Below are 1,390 nucleotides of genomic sequence, written 5' to 3'. Positions count from 1 at the left end.
GTCTTCACCGCCACCGTCGCATTGCGCACGACCCGGAAGTATTGCGGCACATACACCACCGTGATCGCGATGGCCGCCGACAGCATCCCGCCGAGGCTGCTCGACGTCCCGCCCGCGACGACGATCGACACGACGATGGCCAGCAGCAGCGACGGAAACGCGTAGATGGCATCCATGACCAGCACCAGCACCCGGTCGACCCACCGCCCGACGTACCCGGACAGCAGCCCGAGCGGCACGCCGACCAGCAGCGAGAGCACCACCGCGATCACGATCACCAGCAGCGCGGTCCGCGCGCCGAACAGCACCCGGGAGAACACATCCTCGCTGCGCACCGAGGTACCGAACCAGTGCTCGGCCGACGGCGGCTGCTGTGACACGAAAGCCACACCGTCGGAGGAGTTCTGGGCCAGACCGTAGGGCGCGAGCAGCGGCGCGAACACCGCGACCAGCACGAACACGGCCACCAGGACCAGCCCTGTGATGAGCGTGACCCGTTGCAGCCCAGCGGTCTTCGTCAGCAGGTCCGTACCCGGCAGGCGCCGCCGTTTGACCGTGCTCATCAGAACCTCACCCTCGGGTCGATCAGCGCGACGATCGCGTCGACGACGAAGCTCATCACCGCGACCACCAGCGCGATGAACGCGACAATGCCCTGCACCGCAATGAAATCGCGTGCCCGCAGATATTCCGCGAGCTGATAGCCGAGGCCCTTCCACTCGAAGGTGGTCTCGGTGAGCACCGCGCCGCCGAGCATCATCGCGATGCACATGCCCATCACCGTGATGATCGGGATCAGCGCGTTGCGCACCGCGTGCCGCCCGGTGACCACGCGCGCGGACAACCCACGCGCCCGCGCCGCCTCGACGAAGTCACTGCGCAGCGTCTGGATCAGGTTCACCCGCACCAGCCGCAGGAAGATGCCGCCGGTGAGCAGCCCGAGGGCGAGGGCGGGCAGCACCGCGTGTTCGAGCACGTCGAGCACAGAGGACGGTTCGCCGTAGAGGAACGCGTCGACGATCAGGATGTTCGTCTTCGGCGAGACATGTTGCAGCGCGAGCTCGACATCGGTACTGGCCCGCCCACCGACCGGGAACCAGCCCAGCCACACCGAGAAGATCAGCTTGAACAGCATGCCGACGAAGAACACCGGCGCCGCGTAGGCCAGCACCGCCGAGAACCGCAGCACCGCGTCCGAGGTCGAATCTCGGTGTGTCGCGGCATATCTGCCCAGCGGCACGCCGACGGCGAAGGCGACGAGCAGTCCCCAGAACACCAGCTCGAACGTGGCCGCGCCGTAGGTGATCACCACCTCGCTGATCGCCTGGTTGTCCTGGGTCCGACCGAAATCACCGTGCAGGAATCCGGTGATGTACTCCCAATACTGGGT

At 66.8% G+C, this 1,390-nt stretch carries 2 protein-coding genes; both read right to left on the bottom strand.

Translation table 11 applies throughout. From position 1 onward, the window contains the following. Window positions 1-563: ABC transporter permease (locus ACFWPJ_RS32915; protein ID WP_378857441.1), on the bottom strand; the 563-nt coding region annotated here is incomplete at its 3' end. Beyond that, the coding region (locus tag ACFWPJ_RS32910; protein ID WP_378857439.1) for an ABC transporter permease at window positions 563-1,390 on the bottom strand (828 nt) is incomplete at its 5' end. The genes ACFWPJ_RS32910 and ACFWPJ_RS32915, both read right to left, overlap by 1 nt.

The sequence above is a fragment of the Nocardia sp. NPDC058497 genome, assembly GCF_042720195.1.
GTDB lineage: Bacteria > Actinomycetota > Actinomycetes > Mycobacteriales > Mycobacteriaceae > Nocardia.
The sequence above is the reverse complement of the archived record's forward strand: the minus strand, read 5'-3'. Positions and strand labels throughout refer to the sequence as shown.